This is a genomic window from Myxococcus xanthus, from assembly GCF_006402735.1.
Lineage (GTDB): Bacteria > Myxococcota > Myxococcia > Myxococcales > Myxococcaceae > Myxococcus > Myxococcus xanthus_A.
The window spans coordinates 7931854-7948474 of record NZ_CP017174.1 but is presented as its reverse complement, the minus strand read 5'-3'; the positions used below and the strand labels follow the sequence as shown (position 1 = coordinate 7948474).

Annotated in this window: 18 protein-coding genes; 6 read left to right on the top strand and 12 right to left on the bottom strand. The window is 69.9% G+C overall.

Features of this window, described 5'->3' with window-relative positions:
* Positions 1-27 precede the first annotated feature (27 nt).
* On the top strand, positions 28-270 hold the full coding sequence (locus BHS09_RS32650; RefSeq protein ID WP_140799971.1) for a DUF1059 domain-containing protein: 243 nt from the start codon (positions 28-30) through the stop codon (positions 268-270).
* A 12-nt stretch (positions 271-282) separates the two neighbouring features.
* On the opposite strand, the gene sitI6 is transcribed toward BHS09_RS32650, so the two are convergent.
* Positions 283-1008 carry a SitI6 family double-CXXCG motif immunity protein gene (sitI6, locus tag BHS09_RS32645; protein WP_140795285.1) on the bottom strand — a complete coding sequence of 242 codons (726 nt, stop codon included), beginning with the start codon at positions 1006-1008 and terminating at the stop codon, positions 283-285.
* The gene (sitA6, locus tag BHS09_RS32640) at positions 1005-1685 is read right to left on the bottom strand and encodes a SitA6 family polymorphic toxin lipoprotein (protein WP_140795284.1); all 681 of its coding nucleotides are present in this window, start codon (positions 1683-1685) and stop codon (positions 1005-1007) included. The genes sitI6 and sitA6 overlap by 4 nt, the downstream gene beginning before the upstream one ends.
* Positions 1686-1688: 3 nt before the next feature.
* Between sitA6 and BHS09_RS32635 the strand changes: the two genes are divergently transcribed.
* Entirely contained in the window at positions 1689-2996 is a 1308-nt protein-coding gene (locus BHS09_RS32635; protein WP_140799970.1) for a tetratricopeptide repeat protein, read from the top strand.
* A 7-nt stretch (positions 2997-3003) separates the two neighbouring features.
* On the opposite strand, the gene BHS09_RS32630 is transcribed toward BHS09_RS32635, so the two are convergent.
* Positions 3004-3618 (bottom strand): DUF4230 domain-containing protein, encoded by a 615-nt coding sequence (locus BHS09_RS32630; protein WP_237077676.1) that lies wholly within the window; start codon positions 3616-3618, stop codon positions 3004-3006.
* 41 nt (positions 3619-3659) lie between these two features.
* Positions 3660-4217, bottom strand: coding sequence for a helix-turn-helix domain-containing protein (locus tag BHS09_RS32625; RefSeq protein WP_140795281.1), 558 nt, complete (start codon positions 4215-4217; stop codon positions 3660-3662).
* 85 nt (positions 4218-4302) lie between these two features.
* On the opposite strand from BHS09_RS32625, the gene BHS09_RS32620 reads away from it, so the two are divergent.
* Positions 4303-5031 (top strand): SDR family NAD(P)-dependent oxidoreductase, encoded by a 729-nt coding sequence (locus tag BHS09_RS32620; protein WP_140799969.1) that lies wholly within the window; start codon positions 4303-4305, stop codon positions 5029-5031.
* Positions 5028-6053 carry an S-adenosylmethionine:tRNA ribosyltransferase-isomerase gene (locus tag BHS09_RS32615; RefSeq protein ID WP_174258955.1) on the top strand — a complete coding sequence of 342 codons (1026 nt, stop codon included), beginning with the start codon at positions 5028-5030 and terminating at the stop codon, positions 6051-6053. The genes BHS09_RS32620 and BHS09_RS32615 overlap by 4 nt, the downstream gene beginning before the upstream one ends.
* A gap of 20 nt (positions 6054-6073) precedes the next feature.
* Here the strand turns inward: BHS09_RS32615 and BHS09_RS32610 are convergent, their stop codons facing one another.
* The 6 genes from BHS09_RS32610 to BHS09_RS32585 form a co-directional block, all read right to left on the bottom strand.
* Positions 6074-7294, bottom strand: a complete 1221-nt coding sequence (locus BHS09_RS32610; RefSeq protein WP_140795278.1) for a zinc-dependent alcohol dehydrogenase — start codon at positions 7292-7294, stop codon at positions 6074-6076.
* A 148-nt stretch (positions 7295-7442) separates the two neighbouring features.
* Positions 7443-8960 (bottom strand): Ppx/GppA phosphatase family protein, encoded by a 1518-nt coding sequence (locus tag BHS09_RS32605; protein WP_140795277.1) that lies wholly within the window; start codon positions 8958-8960, stop codon positions 7443-7445.
* Between the two features lie 106 nt (positions 8961-9066).
* Positions 9067-9921, bottom strand: coding sequence for a type VI immunity family protein (locus tag BHS09_RS32600; protein WP_140799968.1), 855 nt, complete (start codon positions 9919-9921; stop codon positions 9067-9069).
* Positions 9922-9971: 50 nt separating this feature from the next.
* Positions 9972-10772 carry a hypothetical protein gene (locus BHS09_RS32595; protein ID WP_237079959.1) on the bottom strand — a complete coding sequence of 267 codons (801 nt, stop codon included), beginning with the start codon at positions 10770-10772 and terminating at the stop codon, positions 9972-9974.
* 49 nt (positions 10773-10821) lie between these two features.
* A complete protein-coding gene (locus BHS09_RS32590) occupies positions 10822-11955 on the bottom strand; it encodes a phospholipase D-like domain-containing protein (protein WP_140799967.1) in 1134 nt (377 codons plus the stop codon).
* 79 nt (positions 11956-12034) lie between these two features.
* Positions 12035-12238: a hypothetical protein gene (locus tag BHS09_RS32585; RefSeq protein ID WP_237077674.1), complete on the bottom strand. Its 204-nt coding sequence runs from the start codon at positions 12236-12238 to the stop codon at positions 12035-12037.
* Between the two features lie 176 nt (positions 12239-12414).
* Here BHS09_RS32585 and BHS09_RS32580 point away from each other — a divergent pair, with 176 nt between their 5' ends.
* Entirely contained in the window at positions 12415-13428 is a 1014-nt protein-coding gene (locus tag BHS09_RS32580) for a serine/threonine-protein kinase (protein ID WP_237078476.1), read from the top strand.
* Between the two features lie 18 nt (positions 13429-13446).
* On the opposite strand, the gene queF is transcribed toward BHS09_RS32580, so the two are convergent.
* Positions 13447-13815 (bottom strand): preQ(1) synthase, encoded by a 369-nt coding sequence (gene queF, locus BHS09_RS32575; protein ID WP_090488789.1) that lies wholly within the window; start codon positions 13813-13815, stop codon positions 13447-13449.
* A 161-nt stretch (positions 13816-13976) separates the two neighbouring features.
* Between queF and BHS09_RS32570 the strand changes: the two genes are divergently transcribed.
* The gene (locus BHS09_RS32570; RefSeq protein WP_140795273.1) at positions 13977-15875 is read left to right on the top strand and encodes an ATP-binding protein; all 1899 of its coding nucleotides are present in this window, start codon (positions 13977-13979) and stop codon (positions 15873-15875) included.
* Here the strand turns inward: BHS09_RS32570 and BHS09_RS32565 are convergent.
* Positions 15859-16608: a carbohydrate deacetylase gene (locus BHS09_RS32565; RefSeq protein WP_140799966.1), complete on the bottom strand. Its 750-nt coding sequence runs from the start codon at positions 16606-16608 to the stop codon at positions 15859-15861. The genes BHS09_RS32570 and BHS09_RS32565 overlap by 17 nt on opposite strands.
* Positions 16609-16621 lie beyond the last annotated feature (13 nt).

Here is a 16621-nt window from a genome sequence, read left to right as displayed (position 1 = left end):
ACCTCTGAGGGAGGAGGAGACACCGCCATGTCACGCAAGACGATGGACTGCCGGAAGGCGCCCAGTGACACCCACTGCACGCTGACGATTTCGGGTGAGGAGGACGAGGTATTCCAGGCGGCCATCTCGCACGCGGTCTCAGCGCACGGCCACGAGGACTCCGCCGAGCTGCGCGAGATGATTCGCGGCATGCTCGAGGACGAGGCGCCCGCGGCCAGCATGGGCCGGCCCATGCCGATGCAGGAGCCGCAGCAACCGAGCAGGCACTGAAGGACGCGCCTGTCAGCGCGTGGGCAGTTCGCGGAACGAAATGCCGTCCAGTTCCAGGCGGCGCACTGTTTCCATGAACCGCTCGGTGCCGACAATCATCGTGGCGAAGTTGCCCACCCGGAACAGGTCGACGTCCACTGGGAGCGAGGCCGCGTCGAGAATGGGCTCGTCGGGCCGACGGAACCCGAGGCGTCCACAGGTGTCGCACCGAGGGGGCAGGTCCGGAGGCATGCAGTCCGCGTGCAGTTGACCACGCGGGTCGAGCTGAAGCTCCAGGAACTCGGGGGCATCCTTCTGCCGGAACCGCAGCTCTGTTCGCGCGCCGAGCAGTCCGCGGATGCCTTCCTCTCGAAGTCGCTCCAGTTCTTCGTGGCGAATCAGCAGCAGACTGCTACCCAGCCATGCGAAGGGACCGAACCGTCCAGACGCGGTTCCCACCAACGGGCCGAACGTCGTCCCCGGGGGAAGCAGGGCACCTGGCGGTGCCAGAGGTCGCACCAACTCCCGGAGCCGTGAGAACTCGGTGAATGTCTCAGGCCTGGCTTTCAGGAAGGCGCCCTGCTCGGGCAGGACGGACAAATCAACGGCGGGATACTGGTGTCCCGAGCCGGCCCAGGTTTCACCGCAGCCCGGACATTCCTTGAGTCCGGGCAGCCCCCACTTGTGGGCGGCGTTGAGGCTGCCGTTGGTGTGGGCTTGCGCCGTCGAGTCTTCGCGCAGCCAGAAGAAACGCGTCATTCGTCCTCATGCTCCAGGCGGGAATAGTAGGGCTGAATAGGCCCGCCCATGAGCTCAAAGCGGTGAATAAGCTCCCCTGCGTGTCTGAAAATCTCGGTTGGGGTCGCACCCTCGTTCGCGTCTTTGAACTCACGCCAGGCCCTGTTCCACGCGCCGCCGCGTTCGCCGCCTCGGTGAATCCGCTGATGGACGTGGCGTGGAATGGGCATCGTGTAGTCGTGGATTTTCACTCCCTGCCGTTCGAACCAGCGGGCGAGGTCCTCTGCCTGCGGGAAGATGTGGTGCTTCTCCCAGCGTCCGGGCGTGAGTCGCGGTGGCGCTGAGAAGGCTCGCTCAGGGGCGCCATTCCAGTTGGGGAACACCATGACGGCGCCCCGAGGCAGATGCTGTCCTCCGCCCCAGTGCCTCCGGGGGCCTCGGCCGGGAGCCGCGGTCGCCGCGGGCGGACGAGCCGGTGGGAAGCGCGCGAGTTCCACCGCGCCGTCCAGGTCCTGACACCGGTAGAAGCCGCAGGCGTCTCCCATGCACAGGAGCGAGACGCACGGGGCATCATCTGGCGTGGCGCATGCCTCCTCGGCGTCGTCCCATGCTTGCTGAATGGACGCCTGTGGAGTCGACGCGCAGCCTGCCCACGGTGCTGTGAGCAGCAGTAGCCAGAGTGACAGGAGCGTTCGCATGGTTTGGGGAACCTATCGTCCAGCGCCGAGATGGTCGTTAAAGTCCCGCCAGTGAGTGCCCCCCTGGACCTGGAGCGCGTCCGCCGCAAGGTGGAGGCGGGTGAGATTCTGAGCGACGCGGAGCTGTCCCTGCTCCGCGCCGAGGCGCAGCGTGGCCTCGGCTCCGCCTTGCGGTTGGCCCTGGCGCACGCCCTCATCAACGCGGGCGCTGAACGTGAGGCGCTGCCGCTGCTGGAGACCCTGCGGCGGGACTTCCCACGCGACCTGCCCGTGCGGCTGGGGCTGGCGCGGGCCCTACTCGGACTGGAGCGCCACGGCGACGCGGAGCGACTGCTGACCGAGGTCCTGGCCCAGTCTCCGGGAGACCCGGAAGTGCTCAAGGTGCTCGCGGTGCTGGGACTGCGGCGCGGTGAAGCGGACAAGGCGCGTGCCTATGTCGCGGATGCGCTGGCTCGCGACCCCTTCGACGCCGAGGCGCGGCTGCTGAAGGAGGAACTGGAGTCCGTGGACCTGCCGCCTCCGCCCGTTCCCCAGGAGCAGGTGCTGCGCCCGGAGTTCACCGCCGCGCTCACCGCCGCGCTGGGCCGCGCCCGGGTGGCGTTCCGACGGCAGGGGAAGGACCTGCTCGTGAAGCTCGCCACGGGCGGTGTTGGGCGCGTGGACGTGGGCTCGCTGTTCGCGGCCTACCAGGAGTCCCCGGGCACGCAGGGGCTCACTGCCTACGCGGATGCGCTAGCTGCGCGGCTCGGCGGGTTGTCCTCGGGCCTGAGCGCGGAGGTCGCGGCGTTGGAAGCGCGGCTGCGTCCGGTGCTGCGCCCAGCGGACTTCGCGGCGCGCGCCGTGGGCGCCTTGCACCGGCCCGGTCCCGCGGGTCTGGAAGTCTTCTACGTGCTGGAGGACGCGGAGTTCGTGCGCTACCTGCCCGAAGCCGCACTGGCCCCCGCGGGACTCACGCCGGAGTCGGCGGACGCGGCGGCATGGCGCAACCTCGCCTCGCGTCTGGCCCCGGTGCGGCCCGTGCTCGTCGACCAGGGGGAGGTCCGGTTGGCGGAGGCCTTCTCCGGACTCTGGGCCGTGGCGGAGGGGGACGGCCACGACGCCGCGCGGCTGCTCCTGCCTTCGCAGCGCAAGGAGCTGGCACTGCTCGCTGGAGAGGCCCCCCTGCGCGTGGCCCTCGGACGGCGGGAACTGGTGCTGGTCTGCCGCGAGTCGGATGCCGCCGCGTGTGAGTCGCTGGCGCGGCTCGTGCCCTCGCCGGATGGAATCCCGGGCGCCTTCCGCCTGACGGAAGAGGGCCTGTCCGCGGTGTGAGGCGGTTTCAGCCCGCCGTGCCCGCGGGCAGCTGGTCCACGAACATCACCTCGCGGTAGCCCAGCGTGAGCAGCAGCGCCCGCAGCGAGCGCTCCGCGGACTCCCGCGCTCGCCGCTGGAGCTTCCCGTTCGAGCGGACCTCCTGCTCGAAGGCGATGCGGGCCTTCTCCAGCAACTGCGCGGTCTGCTCGCTGTCCAGGTTGGAGTCGATGACCTCCGTCTCGCCGGGACGCAGCTCCACCTTCACCTCCATGGGCGGCAGCACCACGTAGACGCGCGTGCCCGTCACCTGGAGATGAGAGCGGTCGAAGCGCTGGAAGTCGAAGCCCAGGTGCGCGTTCGCGAAGACGATGGCGCGGCCATGCGGATTCTGGAGCGCGTAACGCGCCCAGTTCAGCACGTCCTTCCAGAGCGCATCCGTGGCCTGGGGCTCCGGGGTGAAGGTCACCTTCTTGTAGAGCGCGACCTCCAGCGTCTCCAGCCGGGCCACGTCCCGCATCTGCTGCACGACGGACGGCGTGTCCGGCAGCGACGGCGACGCGGGCTTCATCAACACCCAGGCCCCCAGCGCGCCGAGCGCGGCGCCCAGGACGACGGTGAGGACTCGCGAGAGGTGCGCCATGGGCCCCAGTGTACCTCCCCGGGCAGGCGCTTCCGGCGCGCTCATATCGAAGGCGCCAGCAGGACGACCGAATAACCCACGGCCGTTCGTGCTCCAGGATTCTCGTACGAGTGCTTCTGGTCCCCCCGGAAGACGACCACGTCGCCGGGCTGGAGGTGGAAGCGCTCCCCACTGGCGACGAGCACCATCTCCCCCGACTCACACGCCAGGTACTCCCGGGTGCCGGGGGTGTGCGGAACGCCGGTGACGCGCACCTGCGGCGGCAACTCCACGCGGTCGAACTCCATACCGGGCAGTGGGTCCGGCAGCAGCTTGCGCAGCATGCCGCCACCACGCGTCCGGACGGGCAGGGTGGCGCGCGGGTAGTGCCGGGCACTGGCGCGGGGCTTCGCAATCAGCTCCTCCAGCGACACCTGGAGCGCGGCGGCCACGCGGTGCAGCACGGACAGTGTCGGGTTGGCCGCGCCGGACTCCAAATGGGCCCAGGTGGCGCGCGGCACGCCCGCCAGCCGGGATAGCTGCGCCTGTGTGGCGCCTCGCGTCTCGCGAAGGGAACGGATGTTGCGGGCCAGTCTGCCGGGCAGGTCATCGTCGTTCATGGATTGGCAATCTGCCAAGCCCTTGGCCCACACGCCAACAGAATGGCGCGCGGCGTGTATCTCCCGTCGCAAGGAGAACGCACGAATGATTCGCATCGACAAGAGCATCCTGGTTACGGGCGCGAGCCGGGGACTGGGGCTGGCGCTGATGAATGGCTTCGCTCGCCGAGGTGCGCGGGTGGTGGGCGTGGCGCGCCATGCCGCGGAGATGGAGGCCGTCGCGGAGGCGCTGCGTTGGGAGGGGCTGGAGGCGCACGCGCTGGCCTACGACGTGGGGGACAAGGAGGCCATCTACCCGCTGGTGGGCGCGGCCACCGCGCTGGTGGGCCCGCTGGACGTGCTGGTCCACAACGCGAGCACGCTGGGGCCCACACCGCTGCCGCTGCTGCTGGACACCGCCTGCGAGGACTTGCAGCGCGTGCTGGAGGTCAACGTGGTGGGCCCCTTCCGCCTCACCAAGGCGGTGGCCGGGAACATGGCGGTGCGAGGCAAGGGGCTGGTCATGCACATCACCTCGGATGCGGCGGTGTCCGCTTATCCCCGCTGGGGCGCCTATGGCGTGTCCAAGGCTGCGCTGGAACACCTGGGGCGCGTCTGGGCCGCGGAGCTGGAGGGCACGGGCGTGCGCTTCGTCTCGGTGGACCCCGGGGAGATGGACACGCGGATGTATCGCGACGCGGTGCCGGATGGGGACTACTCGCGGTTGAGCCGCCCGGAGGCGGTGGCGGCCCGGCTCGTGGAGTGGGTGGCGTGGCGGTCGGAGTCGCTGCCCTCGGGAGTCCGCCTGGAGGCGGCGAAGCTGGAGGCCGCATGAAGCCCGCGCGCTGGCCCGTGGACCGCCCCGAGGAGGGACGCCTGCTGCATGTGGAGCCGCGCGCCCGCCGCTATCGCGACACCCGCGTGGCGGACCTCCCGTCGCTGCTGCGCGCAGGGGATCTGCTGGTGGTGAACGACGCCGCCACGCTGCCCGCGTCCCTGGTGGGGCGAACGGAGTCCGGAGAGCGAATCGAGCTGCGCCTGTTGTCACGCGAGCTGGACGGCACCTGGACAGGGGTTCTCTTCGGCGCGGGGGACTGGCGACGGCGCACGGAGGACCGGCCACCGCCGCCGGTGCTGGCCGCGGGCGCGGGGCTCGTGGTGGGAGGCCTGAAGGCGCGGGTGGTGGCGGTGCTGCCACCGTCTCCCCGGTTGCTGCGCGTGGCCTTCGACGTGACGGGGGCGGCGCTCTGGTCCAGGCTCTACCGGAGCGGGCGTCCGGTGCAGTACGCGTACATGGAGGCGCCGCTGTCGCTGTGGCATGTGCAGACGGCGTACGGCGCGCGGCCCTGGTCCGTGGAGGCGCCTTCCGCGGGACTGCCCCTCACCTGGAGCGTGCTGCTGACGCTGCGGAAGCAGGGCGTGCGGCTGGCCTCGCTCACCCACGCGGCGGGGCTGTCCTCCACGGGAGACGCGGCGCTGGACGCGGCGTTGCCTCGGCCCGAGCGTTCCGACATTCCCGCCGCCACGGTGGAGGCCGTCCTGCACACGCGGGCGTCGGGGGGGCGGGTGGTGGCGGTGGGCACCACCGTGGTGCGGGCCCTGGAGGGCCGCGCGGCGCAGCACGGAGGATGGCTGGTGGCGGGGGAGGAGGTGACGGACCTGCTATTGGGGCCCGGCTTCGTCCCGCGACTGGTGCACGGGCTGCTCACCGGCGTGCACGAGCCAGGGAGCAGCCACCATGCTTTGCTTCAGGCCTTCGCGCCGCTTCCGCTGCTCCAGGAGGTGGCCGCGCACGCGGAGGCGCGCGGCTACCTGGGGCACGAGTTCGGAGACTCGTGCCTGCTGCTGGACGCGTGAGCGGCGTGGGCCTCGGAGTTCTACTGGAGTTGCGTGGGCTCCAGCTCCACCTTCACCCAGCCGGGCTTGCGCACGTCGAAGTTGCGGTACGCATCAATGGCGCTGCTCATGGGTTCCACGTGGGACAGGATGGCCGTGGGGTCCACCACGCCGGTGCGCACCAGCTCCAGCAGCTTGGGGATGTACTTGCGGTGGTTGCAGTTGCCCATCTTCATCGTGAGGTTCTTGTTCATCGCCATGCCGATGGGGAACGTGCGCACCTGCGCCGGGTAGACGCCGATGATGGACAGGGTGCCGGCCTTGGCCAGTCCCTCCACGGCCCACATCAAGGCCTGCGCGGGCGCGTCACCGGGCACCCAGTTGTCGCCCTTGGGATTCGTCTTGGGGGCGGCTTCCTTCACCTCGCGCTTGAACTCGGCCTTCTCCTGGTGGGCCTTCTTCGCCGCGGGGCCATGGTGCGGGTGCACGGCGTCCACGCCCACCGCGTCGATGGCGCGGTCCACGCCAATGCCGTTGGTGAGGCGCTTGAGCGTCTCGAGCGGGTCTTCCTCCTCGAAGTTGATGACCTCGGCGCCCTGGGCCCGCGCCAGGTCCAGCCGGTCCTCGTGGCAGTCGATGGCGAAGACGCGGCCGGCGCCCAGCAGCTTCGCGCTCACGATGGCGAAGAGCCCCACGGGCCCGCAGCCGAACACCGCCACGGTGTCACCGGGTTTGATTTCCGCCAGCTCCGCGCCCATGTAGCCGGTGGGGAAGATGTCGGAGATGAGGATGGCCTGCTCGTCGCTGACGCCCTCGGGAATGCGCACCAGGCCCACGTTCGCGAAGGGCACCCGCACCTTCTCCGCCTGCATGCCGTGGAAGGGCCCCGTCTCCTGGGGACCGCCGAAGAAGGCCGTGCCCGCGCTGGGGCCGTTGGGGTTGGCGTCGTTGCACTGCGCGTGGTACCCGGCGCGGCAGTACGAGCAGTTGCCACAGGCGATGGTGGACGGGATGACCACCCGGTCGCCGATGTTGAGGTTGCGGACGTCATCGCCCAGCGCCTCGATGACGCCCACGCCTTCGTGGCCCAGGATGGTGCCCGGTTTCATGCCCGGCATGGTGCCGCGAATCATGTGGAGGTCCGTGCCGCAGATGGCGCTCGCCGTCAGGCGGACGATGGCATCCGTTGGCTTCTCGATTCGCGGCTCCTCCACGTCGTCGAGCCGGATGTCCCCAATCCCATGGAAAACGACAGCCTTCATTGCGTGCGCTCCTGCCCCCCTCGGGGCCCCAAGACGGAAAGGGCCTGCGCGGACGCAGACCCGCGTGACTTGGAGCCTGGGCATCGCCCCGGGTGAGGGCAAAGCGAACGCCGCCCCCTCTTCTGCCTGGCGGCCGGGGGAGCGGGGGCTAGCGGCTCGTGGAGGTGTGGTGGACGTGGAAGGTGAGTCGCTTGCCGAAGACGCGGCGGAAGTTCAGGACCTCCCGGTCCGCGTTCCACAGCTCCAGGTCCACGGGGTGCCTGGTGTGCAGGTGCAGCGCCACGCCATCGCGGCCGTTGGTGGCCTTGAAGTCCTTGATGGGCTGGTGGTGGCTGACGTCCAGCGAGTTGGCCACGCGCAGCAAGGTGGCCAGCTTGCGCACCGTCCGCGCCTCGACCGGGTTGAGACCCGCCATGCCGGCGTGGGCCAGCTCCGGCGGGCTGCGCCGGTGGTAGCGGGCGACGCGGGCCACCAGTTCGCGCTCGCGGTCGGCGAGGCCCGGCAGGTCGGCGTGGCGGATGAGGTAATACGTGTGCTTGTGGTGCCGCTCGTAACTGACGGCGTGGCCCACGTCGTGGAGGAGGGCGGCGACCTCCAGGTGGGGGCGCACCGACAGCGGCAGCTGGTGCAGGGCGGCCAGGTTGTCGAACAGGGTGAGTGACAGCCGGGCGACCTGGCGGGCGTGCTTCTCGTCGAAGTAGAAGCGCTTGCCCAGGGCGAGGGCGGCGTCCGCGAGGCTGTGGTCCTCGCGGTGCTCATCCTGCCGGTAGAGCAGGTCCACGAGGATGCCGTCGCGCAGGCCGCGGTTGACGACGCTGACGGACTCGACGCCCAGGTGCCTGGCGACGCCCTCCAGGATGACAGCGCCGGAGACGATGATGTCCGCGCGGCGCGGGTCGAAGCGCTTGCGGCGGCGCTCGGGAGGCATCTGCGCCAGGGTGTCCACCGTCTGCGTGAGCTGCCGGACGGTGGCGTTGCCGCTGTTCTCCGCGGCGGCGAAGGACACCACGGCGCTGATGGTGCCGGACGAGCCGAGCGCCACGCGGGGGACGTTTGGCACCGTGGGGGGCAGCGTCTTTTGCAGCACGTCCGAGACGAAGCTGCGCATGAGCCGCAGTTGCTTGGGCGGCACGGTGCGCGAGGCGTCGAAGACCTCGGTGAGGCGCACGGAGCCCAGGGCGAGGCTCCAGAGGTTGTCGGGCTTCTCGCCCATGGCGGTGGCGATTTCGGTACTGCCTCCGCCGATGTCGATGAGGAGCGAGCGCGTGTGGGACGGCTTGCGGTGGAGCACGCCCAGGCAGATGAGGCGAGCCTCTTCCTTGCCGCTGACGACCTCCAGGTTGAGGCCGGCCTCCTCGCGCACGCGGCGGACGATGTCGGCGCTGTTCTTGGCCTCGCGCATGGCGCTGGTGGCCACGGCGCGCACCTGGGCCTTGTGGCGGCGACAGAGGGCGGCGTAGCGACGCATGGTGGCCAGGAGGCGCTCGGCCGTCTCCTCCGGCATGGAGCCGGTGGCGAAGACGCCCTCTCCCGGGCGGATGGCGTCGCGTTCCTGGTGCAGGGTTTCGAGCGCGCCGTCGGCGTCTGGTCGCGCCAGCTCCAGGCGGACGGCGTTGGTGCCCACGTCAATGGCGGCGAGTACGGGCGGAGGGGGGCGAGAAGGCATGGGTGGTTCTCGCCGGAGTCTACGGGGCTCCAGCGGTAATCGCAGCGGGAACCTCACCGGCAGGCTGGCCCCTCGCTTCAGCCTGTGACAGACCCGTATCAGTCGCTCAGTCGAGGAAGCGGCGCTCCCAGCGGCGCGCAGCTTCGGGGTCGAGCCCCAGGATGGATTCGCCCTCCCCCCACAGCGTCCATGGTTCCAGGACGCGAGCCAGCTCCCGGTAGCTGGACAGTGGTTCGCCGTGCTCGCTATCGCCCGTTGCGGGCCAGTCACCCAGGGTAACGACGGCGCTTGTGCCCTTCTCCGCCTGTACGGTGGTGCTGGGCGCGTTGAGGCGCGAGCGGAGTTGGTCGGCTCCTCCCAGTTGGCTCAGCACGGGCGCTCCCAGAAAAGTCAGCCAGGAGGGGCCTCGAACGCGCGTGCCAATGCGAAGGGACGTCATGCTGAGCCTGAGGACATCCAGTCCCGGATATCGAACGCAGTCGCGACGCACTTGCCGGATGTTGGCCGCTACATCGAGTGAGCCGCTGAAGGCTAGTCCCGCGTTGCCTGAGGCAAAGGGGAGGGGGGCGGCAAGGGCCATCAGCAGCTCCCGGGTCTGCCGTGGGCCGCGCTGTTCCATGTACTCGGTGGAAAGCCAGAACGACACGGCGCTGACTTCACCGAGACCGCTCACGGAGGGTGCGTCGACGCGTTCACGTCCCAGATAGTCGAAGCGGAAGGCCGCCTCCGGGGATGCGCCGGAAAGATGGACGTTGGCCCATGGTTCCTCCTGCATCCCACGATGAACCTCTGCCCAGCCATGCGAGTCCAGGGGTTGCCACTCCCCATCGTCGCCCTCGTATGAGGTCAGGACGCGTGGGCCCACGGCCCGCTGGTAGACCTCCAGGGATTGCAGCACCGCGGTTGCCACGGAGGAATGGGCATAGGGGAGGTAGAAGCTCGCACTGAGTCCTGCGGACACGCCCGGCGTATCGTCTCGGCCGTGAAGTCGAAGCCTTGGAGGGTGTGCGTTCATGGCAGGGTTCCCATGCGAGGTGTGACTTGGAGGGGAGCCTGCTTCGGCTTCAGTGCCCGTTGGTACATGGCATCTTGTTGCTGCCCCTCGTGGGGATGTCCTTTGGGGTATCGAGGCCAGTTTGAGGGGCGGGTGGGCGTGACACAGGGGAACTTGAAGTCGTAGATGGCCAGGACCTGCATCTCCGACCCCGTATGGATGACGACGTCCGGGACAAGCGTTCCCTTCAATTCACTGCCCCGCCCATGCCTCAACAGTGCGCGCACGTCCTCTTCCCGCATGGGTTCCCATCTGCCTGAGTCCGGGTTGTAGCGATATCGTGGTTCGAGGCGAAAGCCTCCTGGACGGAGTTCGCTCAGCCATTTGTGCGCGCACGGGAGTGCGACTTTGTGCATCTCGGTGCCTAGCTGCATCGCGAGCGTAATGGGGCGCCCCTGCGCGTCTACCGTGACCTCCGAGCGGCATTCTTCTGGAGTCGGGTTCCTTCCGTTGAACAACGCGATGAGCACGGTCGAACGTGCGTCGTCGGCGCAGGCTTCCAGCGCCTCCTCGATGGCATCCCGCTCCTCCGCCTTCATCAGTCGCAGCGCCGCGTCACCCGCGGTGCCAATGGAGGCCGCCACGCGCATGGCCCGGGTGCCAGGGAGGACGGCCTCCTCGCCCGCCATTCGCGCGCACACCGCTGGATTCTGCCGGCACGCGCTGGTCGCGGAATCGAAGCCGTAGCGCTCCGGGCGCGCCGCGCAACCGGCGACCAGTCCACTGACCACCAGCGCCATCCACTGACGTCGCGGCATGACCCCTCCCGTGCATGGCCATGGAGGCCGCGCACACACGGGGGGCACGCTACCGCTTGCGCCGCCGGCCCATGAAGCTGGCGAAGCGCTCCGCGAAGCGGGCGACGGCCAGCCCCACGATGTCCAGGAGCCACTGCTGGAGCCCGGAGCGAGCGCAGTCCTCCAGGTACACCCGCCTCGAGCCGAGCAGGTGCTTGTCGAGCCACCGCTGTGCCTGCGCCGCCACGCCGGGCTCCTCCACCTCCACCAGCGTCTCCAGGTTCACCAGCGACAGCGGATCGAGATTGAAGCTGCCCACCAGCAGCTTCCTGCCATCCACCAGCGCCGCTTTCGCGTGCAGCGTGGAGTCGGTCCACTCGTGGATGCTCACCCCGGCGCGCAGGAAGTCGCGGTAGAGCCGCATGGTCGCCGCGCGCGCGAACACCACGTCACTGCGCCCCGCCAGCATCAGCCGCACCGTCACGCCCCGCCGCGAGGCGCGCTTGAGCGCCCGCATGAAGCCCTTGTCCGGCAGGAAGTACGCATGCGCCAGCACCACCTCGTGCTGCGCGCCGTCAATCGCCTGGAGGTACCGCTTGCGCAACTGGTGTCCTCCCGCGACGCCGGACAGGAACAACTTCACCGTGCCCGACTCCAGCGCGGAGGCGCCCGCGTGCAGCGTGGCCCCCAACTGCCGGCAGATGTCCCCTCGCAGCTCCAGCGCCAGGTCGGCCCAGCCGGGCACGTCCCCATTCGCCACGTACGCGTCCCCGATGTTGATGCCCCCCAGGAACGCCACCGCGTCATCGACGAGGAGAATCTTCCGATGGTTGCGCCAGGAGCGGCCGGTGCACAGCGAGGTGAGCGGGTTGTACACGCGCACCTTCGCCCCCGCGGCCTCCAGCGTCTGCGTGAGGTGCCGGCTGGCGCCAATGCTGCCCCATCCGTCCACCACCACCTTCACCGCGACGCCCCGGTGCGCCGCCGCCACCAGCGCTTCGAGGAACCGCGCGCCAATGCCATCCCGCTCGAAGGTGTAGACCTCCAGGTGCACCCGCACCTGCGCGGAGGCAATGGCCTCCAGCATCCGTGGGTACGCCTCCGTCCCGCCGTCGAGCAGGGTGATGCGCTCCTCACGGAACTCGTTGAGGGGAAGGCGGAGGCCAGGAGCGGTCAACGGCGGCAGTGAGGCTTCGGCACCCATGAGCGCCTTCCACCCTACCGCTCCCAACGTCTCGACGGGACAGCCTCACCGTGACATGGGGCCGTCCCGCCACGAGCCGTCATCGCCCGTCGTGTTTGCGCGCGCCCTTGCCCTTGCCCTTGTGCTTGCACTCGGTGCCGTCCCAGTACTGGCTCGGGTGGCAGTGCTTGCTGTTCCGCTTGGACTTCTTCGACTTGGGCGGACGCGAGTCGTGGTGGTGATGGTGGAAGCAGCCACTGAAGGTGAAGAGCGCGAGGACGGGGAGGAGGAGACGGGCTTTCATCGTGCGGGGCCAGGACATGAATGTTCGGACCCGGCCCGGCGGTGCGCGGCCACATCCCCCCATCGACGCTGTGCGCCTGCTTCGATAGCCTGCGCGCCGTGCCCCCTGCTGCGAAGCCCGTTCGTCATCGGAAGATTGGTGCCTACCGCGTACTCGGAGAGCTGGGACGTGGTGGCATGGCCCTGGTGTACCGAGGCCTGCACGAGATGCTTCAGCGCGAAGTCGCCATCAAGGAGCTGCTCCCGGATGGCCAGCGCGACAGGGAGACGTTGTCGCGTTTCCGGCGCGAGGCGCTCGCGCTCGCGGCCTTCCGCCACCAGAACATCGTGACGCTCTACGACATGGTGGAGAAGGCCGAGAGCCTCTTCATGGTGATGGAGCTGGTGGACGGCCCCACCCTCCACACGCTCATCAAGGAAGGCCCGCTGCCAGCGGACGTCACCGGCGTCATCGCCGCGCGCATCGCCAGCGCGCTGGACCACGCGCACTTCCGCCACATCATCCACCGCGACCTCAAGCCCGCCAACGTCATGCTCACCAAGTCCGGTGAGGTGAAGCTGATGGACTTCGGCATCGCCAAGGACGTGGGCATGGAGGCGCTCACCCAGCAGGGCATGGCGGTGGGAACGCCGTCGTACATGTCCCCGGAGCAGGTGACGGGCGTTCCGGTGGATGGACGCACCGACATCTTCTCGCTCGGCGTGCTGCTCTACGAAGCCCTCTCCGGCGCGCGGCCCTTCCACGGCAAGACGGCGGGCGAGGTCTTCGCGAAGATTCGCGACGGCAAGTACACGCCGCTCTCCAAGGTGGCGCCCAACGTCCCCGCGCCGCTGGTGCGCATCATCCAGCGCGCCATGGAGGTGAAGCCGGAGGACCGCTTCCCGGACGCCGCCGCCATGCGCCGCGAGCTGGACGTCTTCCTCGCGCAGGAGGTGCAGGTGTCCCACGCGGCGCTGCTGGTGGCCTTCCTGCGCCACCGTCAGAAGCTGACGGAGACGGAGGCCCAGCAGCTCATGCGGCCGCACGAACTGGACGCCGCGGTGGAGGGGTTCGACACGGGGCGCTCCCGCCAGGGCGGGAAGCTGAAGTGGGCCCTGGCCGCCGCCATCGCGTTGATGACGGCGGCGGGCACGGGGCTCTACTTCACCCAGGCCCAGTGGGCGCCGCTGGTGGAGCAGCTCACCCGCTGAGGCCCGGCGGGTGGTGGCTCAGGCCTGCTGCTTGGACTTGTCGTGCGTGACGGTGACGATGGTTCCGATGCCGCCGCGCACGAAGAAGTCGCCCACCACGGTGAGCTTGCGCGGCTGGATGGCCTTGATGATGTCGTCCGCGATGGTGTTGGTGACCTTCTCGTGGAAGGCCCCCTCATTGCGGTACGCCCACATGTAGAGCTTGAGGCTCTTGAGCTCGATGCAGCTCTGGTCCGGCACGTAGGAGATCTTGAAACGTGCGAAGTCGGGCTGACCGGTGAGCGGGCAGAGACAGGTGAACTCCGGGACGTCGAACACGATTTCGTAGTCGCGATCGGCGGCGGGGTTGGGGAAGGTCTGCAGTTCCTTGGACGGCTGCGAGGGCATGGCGCTGTCGTCTACCACACCAACGCCGCGTGTCATCCCTCCCTTCGATGTCCGCCTGCCAACGCGCCTGGCGCCCAGCAGGGGGGAATCCTGGGGGTCCCCCGGTTGCCACGTGGGCGCGGGCTCATAATCAAGGGGAGCCTCTTCCCCCGCCCGAGCACATGCCGCTTCCCTCCGACGTCGAAGATGCATTCTCGTGCCTGCCGCTGGCGCTGGTTCGCGTCGGTCCGGACCTGCGCGTGCAGTGGTGCGAGGAAGGATTCGCCCACAAGACGGGCGTGGCGCTGCACGCCGGTGGCGACCTGCGGGACGCCCTGGAGCGCACCCGGAGCCTGGACGCCCTGGAGCGCGCCATCCGGGACGGCGAGCCCCACACCGGCCACGTCATCACCCGCGCCCTGCGTCAGGTCCGTGTGCAGGTGAAGCCCGCCTCGGCGGGCGAGGCAGCGGGTGTCTGGCTGGTCGTGGAGCCCTCGGGCGTGGACGACGAGGGGGCCTTCTCCCAGGCGGTGCAGGAGATTGCCCGTGCCGTGGGTGAGACGCTGGAGGTGGACAGCGTCTGCGCCGCCGCCGTGGTGGCCCTGGTCCGCTGCGCGCACGTGCGCCGCGCCGAAGTCTTCCTCTGCGAAGAGGAGGGCGGGAGCCTGCGCCGGGTGGCGGTGTCGGACCTGGCTGGCTCGGAGTCCCCCGAGGCGACCTTCGACTCCCAGTCGGACCCGTTCCGACAGGCGCTGGCGCTGCGTCAGGCGCAGCTGGGCATCCAGCGGGGCTATGGGGATTCCCTGGGCTCCATCTTCGCCGCGGTGCCGCTGTGCGCGCCGCGCCGGACGGTGGGACTGCTGCTGCTCTACAAGGAACAGGGCACGTCCTTCTCCGTGAGGGAGTTGGACCTGTGGAGCGCCGCGGCGAACCAGCTGGCGGTGGCGGTGGAGAACGCGCGCTTGCTGCGCGAGGCCAAGGCTGCGCTCCAGGTGCGCGAGGAGTTCATCTCCATCGCCAGCCACGAGCTGAAGACGCCGCTCACGCCGTTGAAGCTGGGCCTCTTCACCATGGAGCGGCGCCTGTCGTCGGGCCAGCCGGTGGAGCTGGCCACGGTGCTCAAGTCCAAGCGGCAGGTGGACCGGCTGGTGGGGCTGGTGGAGGACCTGCTGGACGCGTCGCGCCTGGACGCGGGGAGGCTGGCACTGGGCCTGGCGCCGCTGGAGGTGGGGCAACTGGTGGCGGAGGTGGTGGACCACTTCCGCGCGGCCTTCGAGCGGCCCTTCGCCGTGGAGGTGCCCCGTGAGCGCGTCTGGGTGCGCGGGGACAGGGACCGGCTGGAGCAGGTGCTGGTGAACCTGCTGGAGAACGCGCACAAGTACAGCGCGTCGGAAGAGCCCATCGTCGTGACGGTGGAGCGCTCCCAGGGCGAGGCGCGCATCCACGTCCAGGACCACGGCATCGGCATTCCGGGCGCGGACCAGTCGCAGGTGTTCCAGCGCTTCTATCGGGCGCGCAACGTGTCGCACCGCAACTTCGGCGGATTGGGGCTGGGCCTCTTCATCAGCCACTCCATCGCCCGGCTTCACGGCGGCGCGCTGTCGATGCGCAGCGCGGAAGGGAAGGGCAGTACCTTCTCGCTGAGCCTGCCTCGCATGGCGGCGCACGACGTGAGGCGGCTGCCCCACCGGCTGTTGCTGCTGGACGAGGACCAGACCCAGGAGGCCGCGGCGGAGCAGGTGCTGCTCTCCGAGGGCTTCGAGGTGCTGACGGCGCGCGACGGGGCCGAGGCGCTGCGGAGGGCCACGCACCTGCCGGTGGACCTCATCGTCCTGTCCACCAGCGCCACGCAGGGGCAGACAGGCGTCTTCCTGGAGACCTTCGCCACGCTGCCGCGCGCGCGGCCGGTGCCCATCCTGCTGGCCGGAGACGAGCGGCCCTGGTGGGCCCATGAGGGCACGTCGCTGTGTACGCGCCCCTATCGGCCCGAGGATTTGGTGACCCGGGTGCGCAACGCGCTCTCCGTGGAGCGGCGGTCCTCGGCCGAGGCGCCGCTGGACCTGCTCAGCTCCCGGACGTGAGCACGCGGAAGTCCACCGGGACGATTCCCGCCCGGGCCAGGACTTCGCGCGCCTGGGGGTGGAGGAAGGTCTCCAGCTCGACCTCTCGCTGGGCCGAGTAGCCGCTCTTCAGCGTCTCCGGCCGGTAGCCCGGGTGGCACATCAGCTCGATGACGCCGTCCTGGGGCAGGGCGGAGAGCTCCGACGCGAAGCGCTCCAACGTCCAGTACGCCTCCGCGCCCGCGTCACCCACGAAGTGCGCGTTGGTGGCGACGCCCTGGGCCCGCAGCGTGCGCCGCATCTCCGCGTTGATGGAGCGCACCGGGACGCCCACGCTTCGCGCCGCCCGGGCCAGGCCCTCCAATACCCCCGCGTGCAGGTGCAGGTGCTTGTGCACGTCCACGTGGGTGGCCGGCTGGCCCAGCAGGCCCGCGAGCCGAGCGATCTGGGCGAAGGCCTCCGCCTCCACCACGTCCGCCGGCAGGCTGCCCGCGCGCGCCTCCACGAAGCCGCCGTCCTCACCGAGCAGCTCGCGCGGGAAGCCGCTCCACACGGGCGTGCCCCGGGCGAGGTTGAGGTGCAGGCCGATGGAGAGGCCCCGGGCCTCGCGCGCGGCGGCCTCGGAGAAGGGCGTGTTCACCATGAAGGTGGCCGACGAGACGACGCCCTCGCGCATGGACCGGAGGATGCCGCGCGTGACGGCCGGGTCGTAGCCCAGGTCGTCGGCGTTGATGATGAGGGCGCGTGAATGCATGGTGGGGCTCTCC